The following is a 3540-nucleotide window of genomic DNA, read 5'->3' as shown; positions in this document are numbered from 1 at the left end:
ATGTTTAAGAAATTTACCAAGCAGAAAAAAAGGCAAAAGATATCCCGTATTAGCTAGTTGTCACTCTCTAATCCTGCAAATTGGCGTACTATACTGTCTTAAACGCTTTATAAGCGCGTTTCAGCTTATATAGGTAAAAACCCAGAAATGTTGTGAAGACGTAAAGTGTGCATAGTGCAAAAAATTAAAAATAAGACGCCAATTACGTAATACTGTTGTCATTTAATCTGCACAGATTGAAGATAAATGAATACCTTCAGTACCATGATAATGGGGCTGGCGAAGGGTGTCAAGTAAGTTTTTTCGTTTCTACTGAATGACAGTTGTGGCTTGGGAGGTAGTGCAAGAAGTCTACTGATGGCTTTCAAGGCAGTTGAGCTTAATTATTAGAGTAGTAATGTTTATTTTTATATTGACTATTGAGGTTTATTATTTTATAACTAAAAACTTAGTTATTTTAATGAGCTTGAGTTTATAACATATGCCTACGATAAATCAATTAATACGTAAGGGTAGATTAGGATTGACCCATAAGAAAAAGGTACCAGCTTTGGGAGAAAGCAACCCTCAAAGGAGAGGTGTTTGCACTAAGGTGTATACTACAACTCCTAGAAAGCCTAACTCAGCACTCCGTAAAGTAGCCAGAGTAAAAATTAGTGGGTATGGTGAAGTGACGGCTTATATACCTGGTGAAGGTCATAATTTACAAGAACACTCTGTTGTTTTGATACGTGGTGGGCGGGTTAAAGATTTGCCAGGTGTGCGTTATCACATAATAAGAGGTGCCCTTGATCTGCGTGGTGTGCAAAATCGAAAGAAAGCTCGTTCAAAATATGGTGTAAAGAAATCTGGTTAAAGTTTATGGCTCGTCGGAATAAAGCAAAAAAAAGAGAAATAAGTCCTGATTCGCGTTACGGCAGTGTTTTGCTGATGCGTTTCATTAATACAATCATGAAATGTGGTAAAAAATCTACTGCAGAAAAGATTATCTATGACGCTTTGTCTTTAGCTGAAAAGAAAATAGGCGAAGGTGGGTTATCAATTTTTGAGACAGCAGTAGGAAATGTTACTCCTTCTATAGAAGTGCGTTCTCGACGCATTGGTGGTGCAACTTATCAAGTACCTGTTGAAGTTCGACAAGATAGAGCGGTTTCTTTAGCGTTAAGGTGGATTGCTAAAGCAACTTCTGCTGCTCGAAAAAAGAGTGGAAAAACCACTGTTGATTGTTTGCAATCTGAAATATTGGATGCTTATAATAAACGCGGTGGTGCGTTTAAGATGTGCGAAGAAAAATATAAAATGGCTGAAGCTAATAAGGCATTTTCTCATCTTCGTTTTTAATGTTAGCTAATTAATTGTGATATGGAAATTGGAATATCTAAATACAGAAATATAGGGATAATGGCTCACATAGATGCTGGTAAGACTACCACAACAGAGCGTATTTTATTTTATACTGGTAAGCAAAATAGAATTGGTGAAGTGCACGATGGTGCAGCTTCTATGGATTGGATGGAGCAGGAAAAAGAGCGTGGTATTACAATCACATCTGCTGCAACAACATGTTTTTGGAATGATCATAGGGTCAATATAATAGACACTCCTGGTCACGTTGATTTCACTATTGAAGTTGAGAGATCTTTAAGGGTTTTGGATGGTGCAGTTGCTGTATTTGATGGAGTTGCTGGAGTTGAACCTCAATCTGAGACAGTGTGGCGTCAAGCTGATAAATATAGCGTTCCTCGTATCTGCTTTGTTAATAAGATGGATAGAATAGGGGCAAATTTTTATCGATGTGTTGATATGATAAAGACGAAGCTTGGTGCAGCACCTTTAGTTATTCATTTACCAATAGGGAGTGAGAAAGATTTCAAAGGTATAATTGACCTTATTTCTATGAAAGCCATTATATGGCAAGAAGAAACGTTGGGCGCTAAATTTTCTTATGAAGATATTCCTTCTGATTTGCTTGATAAGGCTCAAGAATATCGAAATCTTTTATTAGATGCTGCAGCTGAGATGGATGATGAAGCGATGAATACTTACTTTGAGTCTAATGATCTGCCAGTGGATTTACTGAAAAAATGCGTGAGAAATGGGACCATTAAAGGAAAATTTGTTCCTGTGTTATGTGGATCAGCTTTTAAAAATAAAGGCGTACAACCACTTTTAGATGGTGTGGTTGACTTTTTACCTTCTCCTATTGATGTTGATGTAATTGTTGGAATTGATCCTAAAGATTCAGAAAAGAAAATTGAGGTCAAACCTTCAGAAAAAGAGAAATTTGTTGCTCTTGCATTTAAAGTGATGACGGATAAATTTGTAGGCAGCTTGACGTTTATCCGTATTTATTCTGGTAAATTAAAGTCTAAATCTACCGTTTCAAATGCGTTAAAAAACGAAACTGAAGGGATTGGCAGAATGTTACTTATGCATGCAAATAACCGAGAAGATATAACTGAGGCTAGGGCTGGAGATATAGTTGCTTTAGTTGGGCTAAAGAAAACAACCACCGGAGATACTTTATGTTCTGTTGATTTTCCTATATTATTGGAGCGTATGGAATTTCCTGAGCCTGTTATTGAAATTGCTGTGGAACCTAAAACCACTTCAGATCAGGAAAAATTAGGTATTGCTCTAAATAGGTTGGTTGCAGAAGATCCTTCTTTGAGAATGTCAGTAAATGCGGAAAGTAGCCAGACTATATTGAAAGGCATGGGTGAGCTCCATCTTGAGATTATTGTTGATAGAATGAAGCGCGAATTTAACGTTGAGGCTAACGTCGGTGCTCCTCAGGTTGCATATCGTGAAACTATCACTAAATCTGTTGAAATTGATTACACTCATAAAAAACAATCTGGTGGAGCTGGTCAGTTTGCTAAGGTTAAAATAAAATTTGAACCTCTTGAGCCTGGTTCTGGGTTTCAATTTGAAAGTAAAATTGTAGGTGGTGCTATTCCAAAAGAGTATATTCCTGGGGTAGAAAATGGCTTGGAGTTGATAAAAGAAGGTGGTATAATTTCGGGATTTCCGTTGATTGATTTTAAGGCTACCCTTCTTGATGGTGCTTTTCATGAGGTTGATTCTAGTCCTTTAGCTTTTGAACTTGCTGCTAAAGGTGCTTTTAAAGAGATGGCAAATAAAGCTGGTCCAAAAATGCTGGAGCCTATAATGAAAGTTGAAATCATTACTCCTGAAGAATATATGGGTGATGTTATGGGTGATATAAATAGTAGAAGAGGAAATGTTGCTGATATGCTCGATTTAGGTAATAATAGTAAAATAATTACTGCTTCGGTACCTCTTGCAAATATGTTTGGTTATATCAACGTTTTGCGTTCTATGTCTCAGGGAAGGGCGCAGTATAGTATGCATTTTTCTTGTTATGAGCAAGTGCCACAATATGTGGTTGATGAGTTAAAGTTAGAGTATAATTAAGGGTAATAATTATGACAGCAGTAGTGGAAGCATTTGGAAAGCCGCATGTAAATGTGGGAACAATAGGACATGTGGATCATGGGAAGACAACGTTGACAGCGG

The 3540-nt window shown here is 37.0% G+C and carries 4 protein-coding genes; all 4 read left to right on the top strand.

The genetic code is table 11. The features are described 5' to 3' along the window. Positions 1–481 precede the first annotated feature (481 nt). Positions 482–856 (top strand): 30S ribosomal protein S12, encoded by a 375-nt coding sequence (rpsL, locus tag BA053_RS05680; RefSeq protein ID WP_006279787.1) that lies wholly within the window; start codon positions 482–484, stop codon positions 854–856. A 5-nt stretch (positions 857–861) separates the two neighbouring features. Further along, positions 862–1341, top strand: a complete 480-nt coding sequence (gene rpsG / locus BA053_RS05675; protein ID WP_007549313.1) for a 30S ribosomal protein S7 — start codon at positions 862–864, stop codon at positions 1339–1341. Between the two features lie 21 nt (positions 1342–1362). Next, complete coding sequence (gene fusA / locus BA053_RS05670; RefSeq protein WP_065094648.1) at positions 1363–3438, top strand: elongation factor G; 2076 nt, start codon at positions 1363–1365, stop codon at positions 3436–3438. A gap of 11 nt (positions 3439–3449) precedes the next feature. Then, positions 3450–3540, top strand: a 91-nt coding sequence (locus BA053_RS06935; RefSeq protein ID WP_156517995.1) for a GTP-binding protein, incomplete at its 3' end; no start/stop codon positions are given.

This window comes from Wolbachia endosymbiont of Nomada ferruginata (assembly GCF_001675785.1).
GTDB classification, from domain to species: domain Bacteria; phylum Pseudomonadota; class Alphaproteobacteria; order Rickettsiales; family Anaplasmataceae; genus Wolbachia; species Wolbachia pipientis.
The sequence above is the reverse complement of the archived record's forward strand: the minus strand, read 5'-3'. Positions and strand labels throughout refer to the sequence as shown.